Below are 22,777 nucleotides of genomic sequence, written 5' to 3' on the forward strand. Positions count from 1 at the left end.
TGGGTCTATCAGGCTTGAGCCAGTTTCGCTGCAGCGCGTTCGAAACGGTCCAGGCCAGCATCGATGTCTGCGTCTTCAACCACCAGGCTCGGGGCGAAACGAATCACGTCCGGGCCGGCTTGCAGGATCATCAGGCCTTCACGCTCGGCGGCGTTGAAGATGTCCTTGGCCTTGCCTTTCCAGGCATCGTTCAGCACGCAACCGATCAACAGGCCCAGGCCACGAACCTGAGTAAACAGGCCGTACTTCTCGCCGATCTGCTCCAGGCGCGCCTTGAACTTGTCGTGCTTGGCGTTAACGCCGCTCAGCACTTCCGGGGTGTTGATCACGTCGATGACAGCTTCCGCAACGGCACACGCCAGCGGGTTACCGCCGTAGGTGGTGCCGTGGGTGCCGACGACCAGGTGTTTGGCCAGGTCTTCAGTGGTCAGCATCGCCGCGATCGGGAAACCGCCGCCCAGGCTCTTGGCGCTGGTCAGGATGTCCGGGGTCACGCCGTAATGCTGGTAGGCGAACAGCTTGCCGCTGCGGCCCATGCCGGTTTGCACTTCGTCGAACACCAACAGCGCGTTGTGCTCGGTGCACAATTCGCGGGCGCCTTGCAGGTAGGCCAACTCGGCCGGCATCACGCCGCCCTCGCCCTGGATCGGCTCCAGCACCACGGCGCAGGTCTTGTCGGAAATAGCCGCTTTCAGCGCCGCCAGATCGTTGTAAGGCACGTGGGTGATGCCGGTGATTTTAGGACCGAAGCCGTCGGAGTACTTCGACTGGCCACCGACGTTAACGGTGAACAGGGTACGGCCGTGGAAGCTGTTCAGCGCGGCGATGATTTCGTACTTCTCGGTACCGAAACGATCGAAGGCGACGCGACGGGCCAGCTTGAAAGCGGCCTCGTTGGCTTCGGCGCCGGAGTTGCAGAAGAACACGCGCTCGGCAAACGTGGCGTCGATCAGCTTATGTGCCAGGCGCAGGGCTGGCTCATTGGTGAACACGTTGGACACGTGCCACAGCTTGTTCGCCTGTTCGGTCAAGGCACCGACCAGCGCCGGGTGCGCGTGGCCCAATACGTTAACGGCAATCCCGCCGGCGAAGTCGATCAGCTCGCGGCCAGACTGGTCCCAAACGCGGGAACCGGCACCACGCACAGGGATGAAAGCGGCAGGCGCGTAGTTGGGAACCATTACCTGGTCGAAATCGGCGCGTTCTACCGCAGCGTGCTCAACGGACATCGGAGTCTCCTGAAGAGGAACGCTCGCCTGAAACTGGCGAGCGATGAGGGGATTGTAAGGACAGTTTTCAGCCCGGCCTTGCCGCCAAGCGACAACTTCTTATAGCGCAAACCCCGGTTTCAGCCGGGTTTACGGCAATGCGACATATACCGTCGCAAAGGCGCAGTTTAAACCGATGCACGGGATTAGCGGCAGCGCGGGCGACATTAGATTTCAAGCCGTTGGCGAATGTGCGGTGACTATGTACCGCACATGCGTTTGGCAAAACGGGTTTCCTTGAGCGCCGACCCACTCAAGGACGAAAGCCGTGGATCATTCCAACCCGTCGCCGACACCGGCGTGGCTAAACCACCCGGACAGTCATTTCGATCATCTGGCCAATAATCTGCCGCAGTGGCTGCTCAAGGCTTCCGCCAAAAGGCGAATCGCACTGGGCAAAACCGCCCCCCACTTGCCGGAAGAGTTTCGCGCCGCCTCAAACGGCCAGCACATCGTGCTGAAACGGCTGAATGCCGCCTACTGGATCGCCCAGAACCGCGTGGACGAACGCCTCGAACACCTGCAAGACGCCCGGACCTTTGGCGAGCCCTTGCTGCGCAGCTCCCTCCAACGACGCTTCGGCCTGGACCTGGACGTGAACGCCACGTTTTTGCGCCTCTATATTCCAGACTCGATTCCCTGGTTCCCGATCAGGTCCGGTGCGGCCAGGATCTGGACCGTGTCGTTGCTCGACGCTGCCTTGCACAACTTCGAAGTGTCGGAAACCAGCGCCGGCGCCTACGAATCCGACTCAACCTTCATCACCCAGCCGTCGTCCTCCGGGCAATTCGAAACCTTGAATCACCTCAGGGACACCCTGACGATTGCCGCTTTCGCCGCGCTGTGTCGCGAACTGGATATCGGCGGTAACTATCAGGCCTGGCTCGAAGACAACCTCGGCGTAAGTAACCCGATGGCCGCCGCCGTTCTCCGCCCGTCGATCCTGGAAAGCCATAAAGCCGCATTACGCATGGCCCTGGAACTGGCGCTGCTGCACAAAGACACGCTCAAGGACGACGCCTATCGCGCCATGCTCGGGATGGCGAGCGCTGTGCAAGGCATGATGCTCAATGGCAAAACCCTGCTTTGCCACGACCTGACGATGATGTCTGCGCGCCTGACCGGCATCGTCTTGTTCGCCCCGGACCTGGAGCAGTACCGAGGCACCGAGAGAGTCATCGTCTACATACCCGACGACCCGCAACACCCGATCAAGGAATACCCGTCCAGCGGACACTTCATGGCCGAGCTCAGTGAAAAATTGCGCTCGCATGATTATCAGCAGTTCTTTAGCCGCTTCGTCGATCACGCTGATCGCGGCTACTTCTTCGCCAACCTGAACAGCCGCCTGACGCAAATCACCTGGCATCCGCGCGCGCCCGGCGATCCGCTGCCCTCCTGGCGTGAATCACCGACCAAACATGCAAACCTGCAATTTTCCGCCACGCCGATCCCCGGTGATCTGTGGCAACACCTTTATCAGCGCAAGCTCGACAAGATTCTTAACGATGCGCGCACGCTGGCCGTGTCCACCGCGAGCGCCGACCGCAAGGCGCGATGGGAGCTATGGGATTCCTTCACCAGCATCGCGTCGACACTGTTGCAGGTTGCCGCCTTCGTAGTCCTGCCGTTTGTGCCGGTCCTGGGCGAAATGATGATGGCTTATATGGTGTATCAACTGCTGGACGAGGCTTTCGAATCCATCGTGGAATGGTCGCAAGACCTGACCCAACAAGCCCTCGAGCACACCCTGGCGTTCATTGAATCCATCGTCCAACTGGGCGCCTTCGCGGCCGGCGGCAGCATTGTGGCGGGGGAGTTTCGCAACGTCATGCCCAAGGAGTGCGTGGACTTCATTGACCGCTTTCTCCCCGTGAAATCAGTCTCCGGTAAAACCCGCTACTGGAACGGTGATTTCAAACCTTATGAACAGAACGTCACTTTGCCGGCCAGCAGCAGGCCCGATGCGCTCGGTCTGCATACCCATGCCGGAAAGAAAATCCTGCAGCTGGACAGCACGCACTATGAGGTCACGCAGGGTTCTACTCAGGGACGATTCCACATCGAACACCCGACCCGAGGCGACGCCTACAAACCATTGCTGCAGCACAACCACAACGGCGCCTGGCACACCGAACTTGAACAGCCGCTGAAGTGGGACGGCCGCAATCTTCTTCAACGTCTGGGTCATGCAGCCGATTCGCTGTCCGAGGCGGAACGCGAGCAAGTGCTCAAGATCAGCGGCCATCACGAAAATAGCGTAAGGCGGATGCATGTCGATCATGAAACCTTGCCGCCGCTGCTGGCTGACACTCTTGTACGCTTCAGGATCGACAAGGATATACAGACCTTTATCGAGCGGATCGGCAGCGAAGACCCCGAGACTTATGCGACTGCCGACCCGATAACCCAGCTACAACTGCTGACCGAAAACTTCCCATGGCCGGCGAACAAAGGACTTCGATTGATTGACGGCAACGGTGAGGTGTTGTGGCAATACGCCCAAGTCCAACCGCGTACGTATGACATTCGAGCCAGTAACGGCGATGCACTCGAGGCCACACTGAAATGCCTCACGGAAGACGAAATCAAGGCGTTGTTCGAAGAAACCTTCGGTGCGCCGACGCTGGCCCCTGCGATACGGGCCAGAAACTTGAGGACCAGAATTGCAGAGATTGCACAGTCACAACGTCACTCGTTGTTCGACGCCCGTTACCGCGCTCAGGCTCCCGCCGTGGACCCGCTGGCCCAGCGCCTGATGGATGCGGTCCCTGGCCTGCCCGGCCTTCTTGCCGAGGAACTGCTGAACTCGGCCAGCGGTATCGAATGGCAACAACTGGAACAAGGCACGCTCGCCCCTCGGCTCAAGGAACTGGCACGCTGGGCGCAACAGCAGGTGCGTGCCGTGCGCGCTCGCGAAAGCCTGGAGTTGGGTGCCCGCAACAACCCGGATGCCGAGCGGCTGGCACTGCATTCCATACCCCGTCTGCCGGGCTGGTCGGGGGAAGTGCGGATTGAGGTCAACCGATATTCATTTAACGGCGAAACCATCGACAGCATCGGCCGGCCCGACGCGCCCCAGCGCAAGGTGCTGGTGCAACTCGAAGACGGCGACTACCAAGCGTTTGACGAGTTCGGCCAGCAACTGTCCGGCGCCGAGGATTTCTATAACAGCCTGTTGCGGGCACTGCCCGATAGCGAGCGCAAAGGGTTGAACCTGCAAACCGGACAAGGCCCGCAGCTCAAACAGGTCATCACCGAAAACGCACTGAGCCACGCGGAACTGCAAGACATCCTGTCACAGCAACCGCTGCTCAAGCCCAACTACGATCCTAACGTCATGCGACTGCCCGGCGGCACCGATGGCTATCCACGTATCCATCCCGGCGCAACGTCACTGCAAGAGTACGTTCAGGCGCTTTATCCGTCCTTCAACGCGGGCGAGGTCGAGATCTTTATCCGTGAACTGCAGCGGCATCCCTCGGGAGCGCGGGTAGAAATCTCGCGCCTGTACAACGAATTTGAACGGCTGAGCCAGGATCTACGCACCTGGCTCGAGGCCACGCCACTCCATCACCCTGAAACCGGCGCCCTGCTCAGCCCCCGTCAACTGACCACCGCGCGCCGCAACCACCGACTGCTCGCGGACGAATTGCAACGCTGTTGGCGGCGCCAGACCGCGCTCAACGATGGCGACATGGATGCCGGCAATCGCGGCTACATGTTCCGGTTCACGCGCCCGATCATGGGCGACCTACCGACGTTTGCGGCGGACTTCAGCCACATTGCTTATCTGACCCTGGAAGGCAGCGAGACGATACGCGGCACCCATGCGTTTCTGCGCCGCTTCACCGGCCTGCGTCGCCTGGAAGTGCGCAACATTCCGTTGGCCACCCTGCCTGACGCCCTCCCATCATTGTCGAACCTCAATCAGTTAATCCTCAGCAATTGCGCGATCACATTGACCGCCGATGCCCAGGCAGTGCTGGCGTCCTTGAGCAAGATGCGTACGCTGGAACTTTACAAAAACCCCTTGGGGCGAGTGTTCAGTGTCGAGGCCATGACTGAACTGGATTACATCGACCTAGGGGATACCGGCATTTCCAGCCTTCCCCCCGGTCTGCTCGACCTGCCCAGCCTGGAGACAGCGATTTTCTCCGAGAACCAGTTCACCGAACTGCCCGCGCAACTGTTCCAGTTGCCTGCACGCAAGACCGAGGGTTTCGATTTTTCCAGCAACCCGCTGTCCGTCGACAGCAGAAACCGGGTGAAAAGCTACTTTCAGAAAGTTCGGGAAAATCTGGGCGTGCAGGCCGACCAGGCCGATATCGAGCGGGTGGCCGCGCTCTATCCCTTTATGGAACGCGAACAGGCCAGCGATTTTGTACAGAATCTCCCCGGCACACTGGAGACTGGCCGAACCGAACTCACTCGTCTGGAAACCGAGTACACCACCTTGTGCGACAGTCTGGCGGCATGGAGCGGCAACCTTCCTGCGCTGCATCCCGCCAGCGGTGCACCTTTCAGCCCACGACAACTGATGGTGGAGCACTACGCCCGGGATGAATTCAAAAATACTGTTGAACGAGCCTGGCGTCGGGAAACCATGCAGGATGACTTCAACCCAGGTCCCGAGCCCTCCTATGAACTCAGCCTGTCACTGGTGATCAGTGGTGAGCTACCCACACTGAGCGCTGACTTCAGTCACATATCCCACCTGTACCTGCACAGCTACGCCGGGCAGACGTCGGTCAGCGATGGATTCCTGAGGTGTTTTCCCAAGCTCAAGGGCCTGACCATTCGTGAATACCGTCTGGGTAATATTCCGCAGTCGGTATTCAACATGGGCGAACTGACCGCGCTGGTACTCTCCAACTGCCGCATCAGCCTCACGGAGAATACGGTTGCTGGACTGGCTAGTATGGAACGTATGGACTTCCTCGACCTGAGCAACAACCCATTGATGCGCACACCCGATATCAGTCAGATGCCGGACCTGTCCACGCTGGTTCTCAATGACACGCACATCACCGAGCTGCCACCGGGTTTGCTGAAGTTGAAATCGCTGGATACCGCCAACCTGAGCAATAACGCCATAAGAGAACTGCCCAGCGATCTCCTCGAACTTCCGATGGAAACCGGCGAAAGCATCAACCTGCGGGGCAATCCGTTTTCCGAAAGAAGCTTGCAGTTGCTGCACGCCTACTTCAAACAGAACAGCACCGATTTTGGCGTTGAACAAATCATTGAAACCGCCGAGATGGAGGTTTCGAACTCAGACAATTCAGAGACTGAACAATGAAACGAGGGCGTTGAGCGACAGATCAACCGCGCTCTGAAGGCACTGACGATAACTCGAATGGACTGCTGCTACGCCGCTGGTTGCGATCTTCCCGCGGCGTGGCGCCGAAGAAGTTGCGGTAGGCGCTGGAGAAGTGCGGCCCCGAAGAAAAGCCACAGGACAGGCCGATCTGGATGATCGACTTGCTGGTTTGCATCAACATCTGCCGGGCCTTGTTCAGGCGCAATTCCAGGTAGTACTGGCTCGGCACGCGGTTGAGGTATTGCTTGAAGATTCGCTCCAACTGCCGACGGGATACGCACACGTGCTGGGCGATTTCGTCGGTTGTCAGGGGTTCTTCGATGTTGGCTTCCATCAGCAACACCGCTTGGGTGAGCTTCGGATGGCTGGAGCCAAGGCGGTTTTGCAGTGGAATACGCTGGCGTTCGCCGCCCTCACGGATGCGTTCAACCACCAGTTCTTCCGATACCGCACCGGCCAGTTCGGCGCCGTGGTCGCGAGCCAATACCGCCAGCAGCAAGTCGAGTACCGACAGGCCACCGCACGCGGTCAGGCGATCACGATCCCAGTCGAACAGGTGACTGGTGGCGATGACTTTCGGGAAGCGCTCGGCAAAATCGTCCTGCCAGCGCCAATGCACGGCCGCACGATAACCGTCGAGCAAACCGAGCTGCGCCAATGGGTAAACCCCGGCGGATAAGCCACCGATCACGCAACCGGCACGCACCAGTTGTTTCAGCGAACTGCTGAGGGCTGGCGCGAGCGCGGTCGGCGGCTCGTCGGCGAGCAGAAACAACTTCTGGAAGTTTTCGAGCTTGCCGGCCCACGGTTCACCGGGCAATTGCCAGGCGCCTTCGGTCGGCGGTTCGGCCTGCAAGAACGACAGTTCGTAGACAACGTCCGGATGCACACGCTGGGCAACACGCAAGGCCTCCTCAGCCAGCGCAAGCGTCAGAGCTTTAGTGCTGGGCCAAATCAGGAAACCAATTCGATGGGCAGTCATGGTGGGCAATCCGAAACTCAAACAGTGATGAAGGCATGGGCCAATGCTAGCCCGTAAATGAACGTAAATCTCAAAAGCCAACCGAAATCTGAATGTGGGATCCGGCTTGTTGCCTCCCCTGTAGGAGCTGTCGAGTGAAACGAGGCTGCGATCTTTTGATTTGAAACAATCAAGATCAAAAGATCGCAGCCTCGTTTCACTCGACAGCTCCTACACGGTGCGCAGCGGGAGTTCGGTTTACTTCAGGCTGCCCGAGAGGAATTGTTGCAAGCGTTCGGACTGTGGATTGACCAGCACCTCACGCGGGTTGCCGCTTTCTTCGACGATGCCTTTATGCAGGAACACCAGTTGGTTCGACACTTCACGGGCGAAGCCCATTTCGTGGGTCACCACCACCATGGTCCGGCCTTCCAGCGCCAGGGCCTGCATGACTTTCAGCACGTCGCCCACCAGTTCCGGATCGAGGGCCGAAGTCGGTTCGTCGAACAGCATCACCTCAGGCTCCATCGCCAGCGCACGGGCAATCGCCACGCGCTGTTGTTCGCCGCCGGACATGTGGCCCGGGTAAGCGTCTTTACGATGCGCTACGCCGACCTTGTTCAGGTAGTGCTCAGCCTTTTCACGAGCCTCGGCCTTGGACATGCCGAGCACGTGGACCGGCGCTTCCATGATGTTTTCCAGCGCGGTCATGTGCGACCACAGGTTGAAATGCTGGAACACCATCGACAGGCGCGAACGCATGCGCTGCAACTGTTTCGGGTCAGCAGCCTTCAGCGCGCCGTCCTTGTTCGAAACCAGTTTCAGCTCTTCGTTGTTGAGCAGGATCTTGCCCGCGTGCGGCTGCTCGAGCAGGTTGATGCAGCGCAGGAAGGTACTTTTGCCGGAGCCACTGGAGCCGATGATGCTGATCACATCGCCAGCCGCCGCTTTCAGGGACACGCCCTTGAGCACTTCGTGACTGCCATAGCGTTTATGCAGGTCTTGGACTTCAAGTTTGTACATGCGGTCGGTTCTCACAAAAACAGTCAGTCAGTCGTTGAGCAAGCGCCCGTGACGCAGCGCTTCGCGCCCCGCCACCTTGGCCAGCCAGAAACCGGGTTGGGCATAACGTAGCCGTTCAATGGCAAACAGCACCCCGGACGTACCAGCACACACCGTGCTGACCCGATCCGCCAACGGATCGATCACTTCGAAAATCTCATCGCCGGCTTCAATCCACTCACCGGGTTTACGCAGGAAACTCACCACACCAGGGTGCGGCGCGAACAACAACTCGGTGCCTTCGAACGGCATGCCTTCACAGGCTTCGTGTGCCGGTTTCGGCCACTCGCCGCTGATCAGGCCTTGCTCGGCGAGGAACGCCAGAATGCCTTCGGCCTGGAATTCAGCTTGCGGGCGGTCGGTGTCAGCCTGACCACCCAATTCAATGGTGGTCGCCAGGCACGCCAATGGAACCTGCGCGTCCGGGAAGTGGCGCGACAAACGCAACCACGGCAGCGAGCAGGCTTCATCAAAAGAACTGCCGCCGGAATCTTCCGCCAGCAAACCCACTTTCACATTCAGGTGCGCGGCCAGCGAACGCCATTGCGGCCAGTGTTGCGGCAAGGCGTACATGTGCAGCGCGGCTTCGGCGTCGCAATGCAAATCCAGCACGACGTCGGCGGTACAGGCATGGCTGAGCAAGATACGCTGCATGCCTTGCAACTGGCTGCTCGCCGCTGGCAATGCCGCCAGATGATCGCTCATGGCCTGACGGATCAAGCGGATATTGGCGTGGGGATCATCCCCCAGGCGCCCTTCCAGCTCGGCGGCCACTGGCGCGCTGAGCTCGACGAAATCCCGGTTGAAGTTCTTGCCGCTGCCTGCCTCGAAACGCCCTTGATGATTGCCTTGCAGCAGTTGGCCGAGGCCCATCGGATTGGCCACCGGCACCAGTTCAATCACGCCGTTGAGCAAGCCTTGGGCTTCGAGCTCACCTAAACGCTTTTTCAGCTCCCAGGCGGTGCGCATGCCCGGCAGTTCATCGGCGTGCAGGCTGGCCTGGATGTAGGCCTTGCGCTCGCCGGTCCCGAAGCGGAACACCGAAATCTGGCGTTCGCTGCCCAGATGGCTCCACGGCAATACGTGATCGATGCGTTCCATATCAGTGCTTCCGCGGGGCCATATAGCCCAGCCAGCGGCGCTCGGCCAGTTTGAACAGCTTGACCAGGATGAAGGTCAGGCACAGGTAGAACACGCCAGCGGTGATGTAGGCTTCGAACGGCAGGTAGAACTGGGCGTTGACCGTGCGCGCGGCACCGGTGATGTCGATCAGGGTCACGATGGACGCCAGACTGGTGGTCTGCAGCATCATGATCACTTCGTTGCTGTACTGCGGCAGCGCCCGGCGCAGGGCCGACGGCAACAGGATGCGCTTGTACATTTTGTAGCGCGACATGCCCATGGCCTTGGCCGCTTCGATCTCGCCGTTAGGCGTAGCGCGCAGGCTACCGGCGATGATTTCGGCGGTGTAGGCGCTGGTGTTGATCGCAAAGGCCAGGCACGCACAGAACGTCGCGCTGGACAGCCATGGCCACAGGAAGCTTTCACGCACCGCTTCGAATTGCGCCAAACCGTAGTAGATCAAAAACAGTTGCACCAGCATCGGCGTGCCGCGAATGACGTAGGTGAACAGCCAGGCCGTCATGTTGACGACAGCGTTCTTGGAAACGCGCATCAGCCCCAGCGGCAGGGCCGCCAGCAGACCAAAAAACAGCGACAGCGCGAGCAATTTGAGGGTGGTCACCAGGCCGCCGAAGTACAGCGGCAGGGACTCCCAAATGACGTTGTAGTCGAAGATCATAGATCAGCCGCCCTTACGCCTACCGAGTAGCGCTTCTCAAGGTGACGCAGTGCCAGCAACGAGACACTGGTGATCACCAGGTACATCGCCGCCACTGCGAGGAAGAAGGTGAAAGGCTCGCGGGTGGCATCTGCCGCCTGCTTGGCCTTGAACATCATGTCTTGCAGACCCACCACCGAAATCAGCGCGGTAGCCTTGGTCAACACCAGCCAGTTGTTGGTGAAACCCGGAATCGCCAGACGAATCATCTGCGGCACCAACACCCGGAAGAACACCTGAAAACTGCTCATGCCGTAGGCCATGCCGGCTTCTGCCTGACCTTTCGGGATTGCCATGAAGGCGCCACGGAAGGTTTCCGACAGGTACGCACCAAAGATGAAACCGAGGGTGCCAATACCGGCAGCCAATGGATTCAAGTCGATGTAGTCGTTAAAGCCGAGCATCGGTGCGACGCGGTTGAGCAGGTCTTGGCCACCATAGAAAATCAGCAGGATCAGTACCAGGTCGGGAATGCCGCGGATCACCGTGGAATACAGGTCGCCCAGCCAGGCCAGCCAGCGGATCGGGGACAGACGCAGCGAAACGCCGATCAGACCCAGAACGATGGCCAAGACCATGGACGACAAGGCGAGCTGAAGCGTCAGCCATGCGCCATCGAGGATGACAGCCCCGTAGCCTTTCAACATGATTCAGGTCCTCGAAAGTTGGGATGAAAAAATGGCGCAAACCTCAGAGATCCTGTTGCTTGCGCCATTTCGGACTTGTCGCTGGAACGTGTTACTTGCCGTAGATATCGAAGGCGAAGTACTTGTCCTGGATTTGCTTGTATTTGCCGTTCTCGCGAATGGCGGTGATCGCACCGTTGATCTTGTCTTTCAGTGCATCGCCTTTACGAACCGCGATACCTACGCCGTCGCCGAAGTATTTGACGTCGGTGAAGGCCGGGCCAACGAAGGCGAAACCTTTGCCGGCGTCGGTTTTCAGGAAACCGTCATCCAGCAGCGTAGCGTCTGCCACGGTGCCGTCGAGGCGGCCAGCGGCCACGTCGAGGTAGATTTCGTTCTGCGAACCGTAAGGCTTGATCTCGGCACCCAGCGGGGCCAGGACTTCGCGGGCGAAACGCTCGTGGATCGAACCACGTTGCACGCCGATGTTCTTGCCCTTGAGCTCGGTCAAACCTTCGCTGACCTGAGTGCCGGCCTTCATGACCAGGCGAGCCGGGGTGTTGTAGTACTTGTTGGTGAAGTCCACGGACTTCTTGCGATCTTCAGTGATCGACATGGACGACAGGATCGCGTCGATCTTGCGCACTTTGAGTGCAGGGATCAGACCGTCGAACTCTTGCTCGACCCAGACGCACTTGACCTGCATCTGCTCGCACAGAGCGTTGCCGATGTCGTAGTCGAAACCAACGATGCTGCCGTCCGGTGCCTTGGAGGCAAACGGAGGGTAGGCCGCTTCGATACCGATCTTAAGAGGCTTTTCATCAGCGAACGTCGGCAGGGACAGCACGGACAGTGCCAGGGCGCCAAGCAGCACAAGTTTCTTCATCTTGGGACTCCATCGGTAAAGGGCGAAAACGGCAGAGTGAGCACAAGCCCAATATGCGAATGGGTTAAACCGCAAAGCGATGCTGCGTCCTGGGAAACCCGCGTTATTTTCAACGCGAGCAACGACGAGCGAGTGATCGGCATTCTAACGACAGGCCCGAAGCCGATATTTCTTCAATGCGACAACAAATTACAGATGCACTGAGAAAGCCGCTTGGGCACGTTGACAGCCTTGCAATTTCATGCAAGAGCAAAAGATTGTGAACCGATCTATGCTGCAAATTGCGGGCCTATTATTGGCAAACCCTTCTAATCCGGCAAGCATAGCGTGGTGTCTTATTTTTCATGGGCGGTTCAGAGGCCCTGAAACGGGGCTTTGCGTTTCCCAATGCCCCGTCGCTGGGCGTGAGGTTACACATTCAGTTACTTTCGCGAAGTCGGGTAACAGTGGGAAATCGCCTGCGGGGGATGCCGATAATTATTGGTTGAAGATCAAGATCAAAAGATCGCAGCCTTCGGCAGCTCCTACGCCGGACGCCTTCTACTGTAGGAGCTGCCGAAGGCTGCGATCTTTTGATTTTCAACAATAAAAACCCCCACCAGGCGCAACACCTGGCAGGGTTTCAATGATATCGAACGCTGCTTAAGCGACGTTCATCGTCTTGTGCGTATCAATCAAATGCTGCACCACACCCGGATCCGCCAGGGTGGAGATATCCCCCAACCCGTCGTATTCGGCGGTAGCAATCTTGCGCAGAATCCGGCGCATGATCTTGCCCGAACGGGTTTTCGGCAGCCCCGGCGCCCACTGGATAACATCCGGAGAAGCAATCGGGCCGATCTCTTTACGCACCCAGTTTTTCAGCTCCAGGCGCAATTGCTCGCTCGGCTCTTCGCCACCGATCAGGGTGACGTAGACATAAATGCCCTGCCCCTTGATGTCGTGCGGCACACCGACCACCGCCGCTTCCGCGACTTTCGGGTGGGCAACCATCGCGCTTTCGATCTCGGCGGTGCCCATGCGGTGGCCGGACACGTTGAGCACGTCATCCACGCGACCGGTGATCCAGTAGTAACCGTCTTCGTCACGACGCGCACCGTCACCGGTGAAGTACATGCCACGGAACGTCTTGAAGTAGGTATCGACGAAGCGGTCATGGTCGCCATACAGCGTGCGCGCCTGGCCTGGCCACGAATCGAGAATCACCAGGTTGCCCTCGGCAACGCCTTCGATGATGTTACCCAGGTTATCCACCAACGCTGGCACCACGCCGAAGAACGGACGTGCAGCAGAACCCGGCTTGAGCGCGTGCGCACCCGGTAGCGGGCTCATCATGTTGCCGCCCGTTTCGGTCTGCCACCAGGTATCGACGATCGGGCAACGGGACTGGCCGACGTTCTTGTAGTACCAATCCCACGCTTCCGGATTGATCGGTTCACCCACCGAACCGAGCAGGCGCAGGCTGCTGCCATCAGCGCCTTCAACGGCGGCCTTGCCCGACGCCATCATCGCGCGGATCGCCGTTGGTGCGGTGTAGAGGATGTTGACCTTATGCTTGTCGACGATTTTCGCCACCCGGGTGATGTCCGGGTAGTTCGGCACACCTTCGAACAGCAGCGTGGTCGCGCCATTGGCCAGCGGGCCGTAGACGATGTAACTGTGGCCGGTGACCCAACCAACGTCGGCGGTGCACCAGTAGACTTCGCCCGGACGGTAATCGAACACGCGCTCGTGAGTCATCGCCGCGTACAACAGGTAGCCGGCGGTGGTGTGCTGTACACCCTTCGGCTTACCGGTCGAACCGGAGGTATAAAGGATGAACAGTGCTTCTTCAGCGCCCATCTCTTTCGGCGCGCACACACTGCCCGCCACTTTCATCAGGTCTTCGTACCAGATGTCGCGATGCTGGTTCCACTTGATGTCGCCACCGGTGCGTTTGCACACGATGACTTTCTGGATGCTGCTGGTTTCTGGGTTGGTCAGCGCGTCGTCGACGTTGGACTTGAGCGGGATTTTCTTGCCAGCACGAATGCCTTCGTCAGCGGTGATCACCACTTTGGAACGGCAGTCGATGATGCGACCGGCCAGGGCTTCCGGCGAGAACCCGCCGAACACTACCGAGTGAATCGCGCCGATCCGGGTGCAAGCCAACATGGCGACCACGGCTTCGGGGATCATCGGCATATAGATAGTCACCACGTCGCCGCGGTGTACATCCTGGCCGCGCAAGGCGTTGGCGAACTTGCAGACTTGTTCGTGCAGCTCGCGGTAGGTGATGTTGCGACTCTCGGCAGGGTCATCCCCTTCCCAGATAATCGCGATTTGATCGCCGCGCTCGGCCAGATGACGGTCGAGGCAGTTGTAGGAAACGTTCAGCGTGCCGTCGGCGAACCACTTGATGTCGACATGGTGATCGTCGAAGGACGTCTGTTTCACCGTGGTGAAAGGCTTGATCCAGTCGAGGCGCCTGGCTTGTTCGCGCCAGAAGCCATCCGGGTTGACGACCGACTGCTGGTACATGGCCTTATAGGTGGCCTCGTCAGTCAGCGTATTGGCTGCTACCTCGGGACGAACGGGATACAGAGAAGCCGCACTCATCTTTCTTACCTCGGTGGAATAGTTGTTTTTGTATGACCCTGTTGTAGCCGGGCCGGGCCTATAGAACCATTCGACGATGGTAGTAACAAGCCCCTACAAAACGTCTTGGATCCCCCCGCTGGTTGCTCAAACCCTTGTAATTCGGGCACCTCCGCCCCCCGTAGGAGCTGGCGAAGCCTGCGATCTTTTGATCTCCCCAAGGATTGTTACCAAATCCGCGAAAGGTGTTTATCAAAACCATGGGTATATGAATGTAACCCCCACGCCTAAAATCAGCCTCGCCAACAAGGCAAACCTGATTAACCAAGTAGCAGCCCCCACGAAGGCAGTTAATCAAACAACCAAGTACTGAAGTTCCACACGCAATCTCAAAAGGATTGCGTGATCCCTCACGACTTTAGAAAGGTAAATTTGAAATGAAAGCTTTATTAGTTCTGGCCCTCAGCAGTCTGTGCGCAACCGCCATGGCAGACGAGGTTCCGACTGATGTCGCGCAGCAACAACCCGCAGTAGAGGAATACACGTACTCCACCCATCTGGACATCGCCAACATCGTGTCCATGAGCGAAGTCCCGAATGTGTGCGAAGTGGTTCCGATGAAAATGGAATACGACGACTCCAAAGGTCAACGCCACATCCTGCGTTATAGCGTCATGGGTAATGGCTGCACTAACGGTTAATCCCCCACGCACCTGGAGTCATTCATATGAAAACCAAACTGATTATCGCCCTGACCCTTTCCGTACTGGCCGGTAGCGCTTTCGCTGCTGATGGCTACGACCGCACCGGCTCGGCGGCTTTTACCAGCGGTGCGCCTGTCGCTTCTGCCGGTGCTGATCACGTTGGCGCCGCCAAGGTCGCCGCCGATGGTGCCGATCACGTCGGGGCTGCCCGCCTCAGCTGATCGCTGAACGCGACATTAGGGCCCGACTCCGGTCGGGCTTAGTTGTGTCTGGGGCCATCGAAAAGCCTCTTGAAACACTACATATAGTGAAAAACCCGTTTTTCTGGCTATTTTTTGAACAAAAATCCAGTCCACCAAAAATTATGAAAAAAAAACTGCGACTGCGATACCCAGCCAAAGCCCTGTAAACCCTCGCTCCGATCAAAAAACCGCCCTCGCCGTCCGTTCTCAGTGCCATTTCGTCGCACCACAGCCCTGTTTTTTTCCCTATAATGCGGCGTTAAACGGGCCTGCAATATTCCCTTACAGGGATAAGCAGCCAGTCTGAAGCCCCACGCAGAAGCGATTCATTCCTCTGCGCCCATCGGCGGCTCGACACCGTAAAAAATTTCTGTTTTTGCCTGCGGTAGCTGCAATTACATTTTCCTTAGATCCAACGCGGCCAGTACGACCGTGTGACAAACCATCACATGGGCAATCTGGCCCTCACGCAGGAGACGACACGTCATGCTGAGCTGGGACGAATTCGACAAAGAAGACACGGGCGAAGTGGCAGTAAAAGGCGCAAACGCCGGCCACGCGACTGAAGCCAACATGGACCGCCTCGACACCGCCGGCGGTGTTGCCGCCCAAGAAGCGCGTGCCGTGACCGCCACTGACTCCGCTGCAATCGCTCGTGCCAAGGCTGCCTTGGACAACCTCGACGTTGCCGAAGGCCTGGCCGAACTCGAAGGCGCCTCCGCCCGTGTCGCTGTCGATGAAAAGCGCATGATCAACTGCCGCGCCGACCTCAACCAACTCGTACCTTTCAAGTACGACTGGGCCTGGCAGAAGTACCTGGACGGTTGCGCAAACCACTGGATGCCGCAAGAAGTCAACATGACCGCCGACATCGCCCTCTGGAAAGACCCGGAAGGCCTGACCGACGACGAGCGCCGCATCGTCATGCGCAACCTCGGCTTCTTCTCCACCGCCGACTCCCTGGTTGCCAACAACCTCGTCCTGGCCGTGTACCGCCTGATCACCAACCCGGAATGCCGCCAGTACATCCTGCGCCAGGCTTTCGAAGAAGCGATCCACACCCACGCCTACCAGTACTGCATCGAATCGCTGGCCATGGATGAAGGCGAGATCTTCAACATGTACCACGAGATCCCATCGGTCGCGAAAAAAGCCACCTGGGGCCTGAAGTACACCCGTTCGATTTCCGATCCGAAGTTCGAAACCGGCACCGTCGAAACCGACAAAGAATTGCTGCGCAACCTGATCGCCTACTACTGCGTCCTGGAAGGCATCTTCTTCTACTGCGGCTTCACCCAAATCCTCTCCATGGGCCGTCGCAACAAAATGACCGGCGTCGCCGAGCAGTTCCAATACATCCTGCGCGACGAATCCATGCACCTGAACTTCGGCATCGACGTGATCAACCAGATCAAAATCGAAAACCCGCACTTGTGGGATGCTGAGATGAAGGAAGAGGCTTCGCAGATGATTCTGCAGGGGACTCAGCTGGAGATCGAATACGCACGGGATACCATGCCTCGTGGGGTGTTGGGGATGAATGCGGCGATGATGGAGGACTACCTCAAATTTATCGCTAACCGTCGTCTGTCGCAGATTGGTCTGAAGGAAGAGTATCCAGGGACTACGAATCCGTTCCCTTGGATGAGCGAGATTATGGACTTGAAGAAAGAGAAGAATTTCTTTGAGACTCGCGTGATCGAGTACCAAACCGGTGGTGCGCTTAGCTGGGACTGATTCCTGAGGCTAATCGAAAACCTGAAAGCCCCGATCTAGTCGGGGCTTTTTATTGCTTAGAAGAAACCCTTTTTCGTCCCTACATCACTTCGCTACAACTCCTACAGCACTTCCAGCCCTTTCCCGATTGATGCCAAGTCAATGCACCTCTAAGCTCAATCCAGGTGCCTAAGAAACGCCCAACGTAGAAGCTGACTTACTTACACAGACCCACGCGTTGTCTCAGAGACAATTGCGCGACCTTGTGTGAAAGAGTCTGCTGTTGGGATTTCTTACATCCTCTACGTCGGGTTTTGGCTCTGTCCAATTTCATTCGTAGAGGTAAAGGATATGCCCACTCAAAAACCATTCCGCGCTCCTGCATTTTCGGAGATCGGTCATGCTTGATCCTTTCATCCCCACAGTCTTCATCCGCCAAAACCTTAATCTTCACGCCCTCCTCCTAGAAAACCAGCCATGGTTCTGTGCCCGCGATCTGGGACGCTTAATGGGATTTCATCTGAATGATCGTGTCGTCAGCAAACTGGACGAGGATCAGCGGCATACATTGCTTATCGACTACCACGGCCAACCAGAGAAGCGGTTGATGCTCAGCGAGTCTGGCGTGTATGCATTGCTGGTCTATCACTACGCGCCCGGGAATCGGTTATTGCGTGAATGGCTGACGCATCAAGTGGTGCCAGCCTTGCGTGATGCGGGGCAGTCGAAGAACTCTGATCGGCCAATGCTGAGTTTGTTGGATTGGCCGGAGATGTCGTTGAGTCTGTTGCATTGGCAGGATGAAGGTTGGATTCGACTGCGGGACATGCCTTATCTGCTGCTCAATCGCACGCGGCGACGGATGCCGGTGGTTAAGCCTTGGTGGCGGAGGGTCGTGGAGGCTTTTCAGTCTTCGAAGCAATCTGTGGGTTAGTGCGGTGGCGTCTTTGTAGGACCGATTGAGCGAAGCGTCGGTCTTTTCTGTAGGAATTTTCGTAGACAGTCGTAATGGCCACTCAGTATCGTCCGAGGGTTTTCAACCCTCGGCGATTGTATGGACATTGGAAAGAAGAACGAAGATTGGAGCGAGGCGGAGATAAAGGCGTCAGTCGGTGCCTATCTGACGATGCTTGCTCTTGAGCAGAAAGGGCAAAAATTCAATAAAGCGCTAGAGAATCGCTTGCTTCGTCAGGGCGCATTGGGAGATCGCACCGAAGGTTCTGTTGAGTTCCGGATGCGCAACATATCCACCGTCTTGCAACGGATGGGGCGTAGTTGGATTGAGGGATACAAACCTGCGACGAATGTAGGCGCCAATGTCGAACGGGGCATTCGCGAAGCACTTGCCTCTGACGACTTTGAACCGTCTGCCGACGAAGACACTCTTGAGCGTCGCGCGATTGCTCTTGAGCAGAAGCCGTTTGAGAACACACCAAAAGGGATCTTGAAACCCAAGCAAGCTGTTTCCAGCAGAGTTGCTTACATTCGCGACCCGGAAGTCAGAGCCTGGGTTCGGCAGGAAGCTAAAGGTATCTGTGAGGGCTGCGGTCAGCCTGCACCGTTTGAGAAAGACGGGTCGCCGTTTCTTGAAGTCCATCACGTTAAACATTTGGCGCAGAAAGGTTCGGATCGGACGAGCAATGCCGTCGCACTTTGCCCGAATTGCCATCGACGTTGTCATCATTCGAACGACAGGGAAGCCTTTACCTTGGAGCTTTATACGAGGGTGAAGCGGCTGGAGCGTGAGTAATCGCGAACTGCTCCAGCAGTACTTCACTGGTCTCTCATCATCCAGATTTTATGGACAAAATTTACTGTGGCTCGATAGCACTCTCGAACACACTCATGGACGAACACCGCATGCAAAGACCAACCGTTGACTCGACCAATCCGGGACAATCCCGACTCCTGATCGCCTCTTGTCTCATCGTCTTTTTTGGCCTGCTCCTTATGGCCCTGCGTATTGCTCAAAAAAACGAAATCATGGCGATTGGCGCGGTTTGGGTGGCGAACGCACTAACGATGGTGCTACACGCCCTATATTGGAAGCGTTATGGCGTGTCCGGCGGTTTTAAAATTGCGATCGTGATTCAGTTGGTACTTACCATTCTGCCGTTTTGTTTTGGAAGCCTAGGAATCATGGCAGTGCTCTTGATGTTGGGTGGCGAGATCCATTACTGGTAACCCACCCCGCCTCCCGCTATTAATACCCTCCCCTACTCAAGGACCCGAGCCCATCATGAAATTCGACCTCGCCTACTGCCTCAGCCTCGACGATAAGCTGTCGATCTATGACGTGCGGGATTTGAATTTTGACGAGACGATGGAGTTCGATTCAGCCAAGGAACACTTCCAGTGTCCCAATGACGCATGCAGAGCGGCGTTCGATGCGGCGAATGTGTTGACGACGTTCAATGCCAAGAATGTGAATTACGTTCGCACCCCGCACTTCAAGAACACGCCCAGCACGCGGCATGTGGCGGATTGTCCTTATGTCAGCCTGAAGACGCCGACGTCGGGGCTTGAGGCCGACGGTGCGGAAACGGATGACAGTCGCGAGGAGCATTTCCCGTCGGAATTGTTACTGACTCGGCGTGAGTATGTGCGCAAGCCGTCGAGCCCGGCGGTGGCGGCGGATGTGGTGCGGGACGATCCGAAGCCAACCACTGCGGCGAGCAACACAGAACACCCAAGCCGCGAAACAGCGCCGGACAAGACCAGTGTCTTCGCCCATCCGGTGGAGTGTTTTGTGTCGAACTTCGAGGACAAGGAGTTGCTCAAGCGCATGCCGCTGAAGATTGGCGAGCACACGGCGCCTTATGGGTCGTTCTTCAAGAAGATCGAATATTTGCAGGACAACAAGGGGCTGATTTACTGGGGCAAGATCAAGGAAATCAAGGATTACACCCAGAGCTTTCGCATCGATTTCGAACAGAAGGTCTGGTTCAAGCAGGCGGACGAGGCGAAGAAGAAGCCGTACTCGGTGAATGTTTACTTGAGCAAGAAGCTGATCGACAACTACCGCAAGCGCAAGGCGTTCCTGGAAGAGATCAAGCACGCTATCGAGAGCGGGAAGGAGTTGTTCTGTTTCTTCTATGGCGTGACGCCGGAGTTGAAGCAGGTGCCAAGCAAGAAAAACCCCGAACAGACGTTCGGGGTTTTCAGTGCGAATATTGAGAACCTGGATCACTTTATTGTTCGGGAAGCGCTGGGGTTGGAGTAGGGATTAACCCTTGGGCAGTTCCATTTTTACCGCTCCAGGGTGCTGATTGATCAGCGAGTATGGCAGCACCGACCAGTCCGGCGAGTCGCATCCCCGTTGGTAACGAGCGAAGTAGGCCCCCAAGTACAAACCCTTCGCGGTGAAATGCCAATTTGAGTAACCCCAGACACTTTCGTCGGTGTAATCGCAATTGTCTTCATCACCCTCGGCAGGTTTTTTCATTTCGTCCGGGTATAGCGCGGTGAACTGCTTGACCAGCCAGGGGACCATTACCTCCCGTTGATAGGTGCTCCTCGCTCTGATCTCCGCCGCATCTAATTGCGTGTCACCTGCACCGTTGCGATTGGCGTGCAGCGGGGGCTTACCTTCGCCGATCCACAGCACATCTTCCAGCGATAGACTGTGACCGGTATGAACGTCGAAATTAAGCGGTGAATCGCCGAAATCAGGATGAGCCCCCCCGCAGTCGTAGCCGATGGAAATGCTCACGCTGACCACATCAGGCGACAAGAACGTGGGGGTGGCGCCTTGTTCGAACTCGGCATTCTCCCCGCCTCTCAACTGGCAGCCGTAATAGTCGATGGCCTCGCTCCAGAGTCGCCCCAGTAGTTGTTGATTGACGCGATCCAGATCGGCTTTGGCGTAGCCGGATTCGACGCTTTGGACTCGGGTTCGCTCCACCATTGCAGACCGTAACCCATGAACGTTTCTTTCTTGCCAGGCTTGAGCTTCAACCCTTGCAGGCGCAGATATTCGTAAGGATCGCTTTTCGGTAGCGCGGCGATGAAGGGCAAGGCGTCCGCCGCTGGGGCTGGGAGTTTGGCCTCGGTCAACTGCACTGGAAGGGTTTTACCCTTGGGGCTTTTCCATTCGCCCTGCCAGCCGTTTGCGGTTTGTTTCAGCTTCAGGGTTGGCAGGGGCGTGTCCTCGCCGTAGCGATTTTTGCCCTCGTTGAGCGTGAGGGTGTTGTCCTGCAACGTCCCGCTCAGCTCCAGATCCCGATGGAATTTTTCGTAGAAGTAGCGGCCGGATACTTCGCTCGCGTCGCGGGTATTCAGTTCCACGACAATCGGCATCTTGCCCAGAGTGCCGGTGAACACCTGCCCGCCGAATTCGGCATGGGCGGTTGAGACCAGCGTAAGAAACAAAGCGGCGCAGGATACGAGCCGCGACAGACCTTTAAACATCAAATCTTCCTTGGATAAGAGAGCGGGAAATGGCGGTGTGCAGTTCAAGGTAATAGCAGTGTTACGCCGCCAGGGTGTTGTTTGATCAGGTTGTACGGCAGGACGCTCCATTCCACGCTTCGACACATGGTTTCGTTGTGAGGAAAGTACGGCAGCAACTTGATGCCTTGGTCGGTGAAGTACCAGGACGGTGAACGCCACGGCTGTTCTTCGTCATAGGCGCAGCTGTCATTACGATCAGTCGTTGTGGTGACCTCATCGGGATAGAGCGCACTTAGTTGCGCCACTAGCCACGGCGCCAATGCTTGCGGCTCGCCCTGACCGATTCTTAGCACATCTTCCAGTGCCAAGGCCTTGCCGGTTTTGGCATCGAGATTGAACGGCATGTCGTTCTCATCTGAATAGTTACCACCGCAATTGGTCTCGGCATTGATGTTCACACTTAGCACCGAGGGCGATATCCACAGTGGATCTGCCTTTTGGCTGTAGTTGGTCATGCCGTACCCAGTGAGGCACTCGTGAAAATTGGCGACTTGCTGCCACAAGCGCCCCATCAATTGTTGATTGATGCGCCGACGTTGTTCCGCGGGGTAACCCGAAACCACTTCAAACAACTGCATTTTTGATTGCGGCTCGCTCCACCATTGCAGCGTGTAGCCCATGAACACTTCGGTTTTGCCTTGTTTGAGTTTCATGCCTTGCAGGCGCAGGAAGTCGTAAGGCGCCGTGTCATGAAGTGTGGCGAGGTAGGGCAAGGTGTCGGACGGAATTGGCGGGAGTTTGGCTTGCTCCAGCGCTATCTTCAGGACTTTACCTTCGGGGCTGGTCCACTCCCCGGACCAGCCGTGAGGTGTGGGCCGCAGATGGATACTGGGAAGCGGTGCACCGTGATTGTTGAGGTCGCGGCTCTCATGGAGGTTCAGTTCAGTGCCGTCCTTGGCGCCGCTGAGCAGCAAGTCTTTACGGAATTTTTGATAGAAATAGCGGCCACTCACCTCATTGGGATCGTCGGTGTTCAGCTCCAACACAATGGGCGAAGAGCCTAGTGTTCCGCTGTAAATCTGCTTGCCCACCTCTGCCCGCGCCGCAGTAGAAATCACCAGGCAGGCCGGCATGACAACGCCAGTCAAACGACTCAATCCTTTGAACATCAGCTAATCCT

The 22,777-nt window shown here is 57.4% G+C and carries 16 protein-coding genes and 2 pseudogenes; 8 read left to right on the top strand and 10 right to left on the bottom strand.

Annotation, left to right across the window (positions count from 1 at the left end):
* Positions 1 to 8 precede the first annotated feature (8 nt).
* Positions 9 to 1,229 (bottom strand): aspartate aminotransferase family protein, encoded by a 1,221-nt coding sequence (locus LOY68_RS24200; protein ID WP_163912738.1) that lies wholly within the window; start codon positions 1,227 to 1,229, stop codon positions 9 to 11.
* 307 nt (positions 1,230 to 1,536) lie between these two features.
* Here LOY68_RS24200 and LOY68_RS24205 point away from each other — a divergent pair, with 307 nt between their 5' ends.
* Positions 1,537 to 6,570, top strand: a complete 5,034-nt coding sequence (locus tag LOY68_RS24205; protein ID WP_265040404.1) for a dermonecrotic toxin domain-containing protein — start codon at positions 1,537 to 1,539, stop codon at positions 6,568 to 6,570.
* Between the two features lie 22 nt (positions 6,571 to 6,592).
* On the opposite strand, the gene argR is transcribed toward LOY68_RS24205, so the two are convergent.
* The 7 genes from argR to acs form a co-directional block, all read right to left on the bottom strand.
* Positions 6,593 to 7,573: a transcriptional regulator ArgR gene (gene argR, locus LOY68_RS24210; RefSeq protein ID WP_054044763.1), complete on the bottom strand. Its 981-nt coding sequence runs from the start codon at positions 7,571 to 7,573 to the stop codon at positions 6,593 to 6,595.
* A 237-nt stretch (positions 7,574 to 7,810) separates the two neighbouring features.
* Complete coding sequence (locus LOY68_RS24215; protein ID WP_054044765.1) at positions 7,811 to 8,575, bottom strand: ABC transporter ATP-binding protein; 765 nt, start codon at positions 8,573 to 8,575, stop codon at positions 7,811 to 7,813.
* 27 nt (positions 8,576 to 8,602) lie between these two features.
* A complete protein-coding gene (locus LOY68_RS24220) occupies positions 8,603 to 9,715 on the bottom strand; it encodes a M14 family metallopeptidase (RefSeq protein ID WP_265040407.1) in 1,113 nt (370 codons plus the stop codon).
* A 1-nt stretch (position 9,716) separates the two neighbouring features.
* Positions 9,717 to 10,415 (bottom strand): ABC transporter permease, encoded by a 699-nt coding sequence (locus LOY68_RS24225; RefSeq protein WP_054044770.1) that lies wholly within the window; start codon positions 10,413 to 10,415, stop codon positions 9,717 to 9,719.
* Positions 10,412 to 11,101 (bottom strand): ABC transporter permease, encoded by a 690-nt coding sequence (locus LOY68_RS24230; protein WP_054044772.1) that lies wholly within the window; start codon positions 11,099 to 11,101, stop codon positions 10,412 to 10,414. The genes LOY68_RS24225 and LOY68_RS24230 overlap by 4 nt, the downstream gene beginning before the upstream one ends.
* 91 nt (positions 11,102 to 11,192) lie before the next feature.
* Positions 11,193 to 11,966, bottom strand: a complete 774-nt coding sequence (locus LOY68_RS24235) for an ABC transporter substrate-binding protein (protein ID WP_054044774.1) — start codon at positions 11,964 to 11,966, stop codon at positions 11,193 to 11,195.
* A gap of 642 nt (positions 11,967 to 12,608) precedes the next feature.
* Positions 12,609 to 14,564 (bottom strand): acetate--CoA ligase, encoded by a 1,956-nt coding sequence (gene acs, locus LOY68_RS24240; RefSeq protein WP_163912732.1) that lies wholly within the window; start codon positions 14,562 to 14,564, stop codon positions 12,609 to 12,611.
* A gap of 416 nt (positions 14,565 to 14,980) precedes the next feature.
* Between acs and LOY68_RS24245 the strand changes: the two genes are divergently transcribed.
* From LOY68_RS24245 to LOY68_RS24275, 7 genes and pseudogenes are all read left to right on the top strand, one after another.
* Positions 14,981 to 15,244, top strand: a complete 264-nt coding sequence (locus tag LOY68_RS24245) for a DUF2790 domain-containing protein (protein WP_163912730.1) — start codon at positions 14,981 to 14,983, stop codon at positions 15,242 to 15,244.
* A gap of 26 nt (positions 15,245 to 15,270) precedes the next feature.
* A pseudogene (locus LOY68_RS24250) lies at positions 15,271 to 15,465 on the top strand (hypothetical protein); the annotation flags it as partial.
* Positions 15,466 to 15,975: 510 nt separating this feature from the next.
* Complete coding sequence (locus LOY68_RS24255) at positions 15,976 to 17,226, top strand: ribonucleotide-diphosphate reductase subunit beta (RefSeq protein ID WP_054044782.1); 1,251 nt, start codon at positions 15,976 to 15,978, stop codon at positions 17,224 to 17,226.
* 379 nt (positions 17,227 to 17,605) lie between these two features.
* Positions 17,606 to 18,139: a Bro-N domain-containing protein gene (locus LOY68_RS24260; RefSeq protein WP_054613800.1), complete on the top strand. Its 534-nt coding sequence runs from the start codon at positions 17,606 to 17,608 to the stop codon at positions 18,137 to 18,139.
* A 120-nt stretch (positions 18,140 to 18,259) separates the two neighbouring features.
* Complete coding sequence (locus tag LOY68_RS24265; RefSeq protein ID WP_265040412.1) at positions 18,260 to 18,955, top strand: HNH endonuclease; 696 nt, start codon at positions 18,260 to 18,262, stop codon at positions 18,953 to 18,955.
* 95 nt (positions 18,956 to 19,050) lie between these two features.
* Entirely contained in the window at positions 19,051 to 19,389 is a 339-nt protein-coding gene (locus tag LOY68_RS24270; RefSeq protein ID WP_239512062.1) for a hypothetical protein, read from the top strand.
* 55 nt (positions 19,390 to 19,444) lie between these two features.
* Positions 19,445 to 20,428: a hypothetical protein gene (locus tag LOY68_RS24275; RefSeq protein ID WP_265040414.1), complete on the top strand. Its 984-nt coding sequence runs from the start codon at positions 19,445 to 19,447 to the stop codon at positions 20,426 to 20,428.
* A gap of 3 nt (positions 20,429 to 20,431) precedes the next feature.
* Here the strand turns inward: LOY68_RS24275 and LOY68_RS24280 are convergent.
* Positions 20,432 to 21,615 (bottom strand): annotated as a pseudogene (locus LOY68_RS24280) (hypothetical protein).
* Between the two features lie 44 nt (positions 21,616 to 21,659).
* Positions 21,660 to 22,766, bottom strand: coding sequence for a hypothetical protein (locus LOY68_RS24285; protein ID WP_265040415.1), 1,107 nt, complete (start codon positions 22,764 to 22,766; stop codon positions 21,660 to 21,662).
* Positions 22,767 to 22,777 lie beyond the last annotated feature (11 nt).

The organism is Pseudomonas sp. B21-053 (assembly GCF_026016365.1).
GTDB lineage: Bacteria > Pseudomonadota > Gammaproteobacteria > Pseudomonadales > Pseudomonadaceae > Aquipseudomonas > Aquipseudomonas nunensis.

Bases quoted from the DNA above. Each gene is read 5' to 3' on its own strand.
- LOY68_RS24200 (WP_163912738.1), bottom strand. From the start codon at position 1,229: ATGTCCGTTGAGCACGCTGCGGTAGAACGCGCCGATTTCGACCAGGTA.
- argR (WP_054044763.1), bottom strand. From the start codon at position 7,573: ATGACTGCCCATCGAATTGGTTTCCTGATTTGGCCCAGCACTAAAGCT.
- LOY68_RS24215 (WP_054044765.1), bottom strand. From the start codon at position 8,575: ATGTACAAACTTGAAGTCCAAGACCTGCATAAACGCTATGGCAGTCAC.
- LOY68_RS24220 (WP_265040407.1), bottom strand. From the start codon at position 9,715: ATGGAACGCATCGATCACGTATTGCCGTGGAGCCATCTGGGCAGCGAA.
- LOY68_RS24225 (WP_054044770.1), bottom strand. From the start codon at position 10,415: ATGATCTTCGACTACAACGTCATTTGGGAGTCCCTGCCGCTGTACTTC.
- LOY68_RS24230 (WP_054044772.1), bottom strand. From the start codon at position 11,101: ATGTTGAAAGGCTACGGGGCTGTCATCCTCGATGGCGCATGGCTGACG.
- LOY68_RS24235 (WP_054044774.1), bottom strand. From the start codon at position 11,966: ATGAAGAAACTTGTGCTGCTTGGCGCCCTGGCACTGTCCGTGCTGTCC.
- acs (WP_163912732.1), bottom strand. From the start codon at position 14,564: ATGAGTGCGGCTTCTCTGTATCCCGTTCGTCCCGAGGTAGCAGCCAAT.
- LOY68_RS24245 (WP_163912730.1), top strand. From the start codon at position 14,981: ATGAAAGCTTTATTAGTTCTGGCCCTCAGCAGTCTGTGCGCAACCGCC.
- LOY68_RS24255 (WP_054044782.1), top strand. From the start codon at position 15,976: ATGCTGAGCTGGGACGAATTCGACAAAGAAGACACGGGCGAAGTGGCA.
- LOY68_RS24260 (WP_054613800.1), top strand. From the start codon at position 17,606: ATGCTTGATCCTTTCATCCCCACAGTCTTCATCCGCCAAAACCTTAAT.
- LOY68_RS24265 (WP_265040412.1), top strand. From the start codon at position 18,260: ATGGACATTGGAAAGAAGAACGAAGATTGGAGCGAGGCGGAGATAAAG.
- LOY68_RS24270 (WP_239512062.1), top strand. From the start codon at position 19,051: ATGGACGAACACCGCATGCAAAGACCAACCGTTGACTCGACCAATCCG.
- LOY68_RS24275 (WP_265040414.1), top strand. From the start codon at position 19,445: ATGAAATTCGACCTCGCCTACTGCCTCAGCCTCGACGATAAGCTGTCG.
- LOY68_RS24285 (WP_265040415.1), bottom strand. From the start codon at position 22,766: ATGTTCAAAGGATTGAGTCGTTTGACTGGCGTTGTCATGCCGGCCTGC.